At 69.8% G+C, this 516-nt stretch carries 1 pseudogene; it reads left to right on the top strand.

Annotated features, from left to right (window positions below):
* Nucleotides 1-211: 211 nt before the first annotated feature.
* Nucleotides 212-516 (top strand): annotated as a pseudogene (locus B1729_RS20400) (glycosyltransferase); the annotation flags it as partial.

Below are 516 nucleotides of genomic sequence, written 5' to 3'. Positions count from 1 at the left end.
CGGCTCGCCGGCGTGACCGCCCGAGGGGCGACACCCGTCCGTTCACCGAGTGCACACACGCGATTCATCGACATCGGGCCGAAGAGGTCGGAGCATAGGTGCAATCGGCGCCGGCGCCGCGCATCGACGACTGCGGGAACTTGCGTGGCACAGGCGTGACGGACGACCTCTGCGACGCGGAACCCGCGTCACGACCCAGAGGAGCATCGCCATGGTCCGACCTTCCCGAGTGCTCTCGCTGTACGAGGGCTTCTTCGCCGGTGGAGCGCGCATCCTGCACACCGACGTCATCGCCGGGCTCCATGCCGGCGGCCATCAGGAGCACAGTGTCCTGGCCATCGCGGCTCGCGCCCATCGAGAGTCCACGGTGCAGCGCATGCAGGACGATCCCCGCTATCTGCAGCTCGTGGGCGGAGGCATCCGCGTGAGCACGCTCGGGACGGTGGCCGGCGGGCATCCGGCCGCGCCCGAGAGCTTCACGGATCGGCAGCTCAAGATCGCCGCCGAGGCGGTGCA

Origin of the sequence: Microbacterium sp. B35-04 (assembly GCF_010634885.1) — a bacterium.
Classification (GTDB): domain Bacteria; phylum Actinomycetota; class Actinomycetes; order Actinomycetales; family Microbacteriaceae; genus Microbacterium.
Note: the sequence above shows the minus strand (reverse complement) of the source record. Positions and strands in the feature narration are given on the sequence as shown.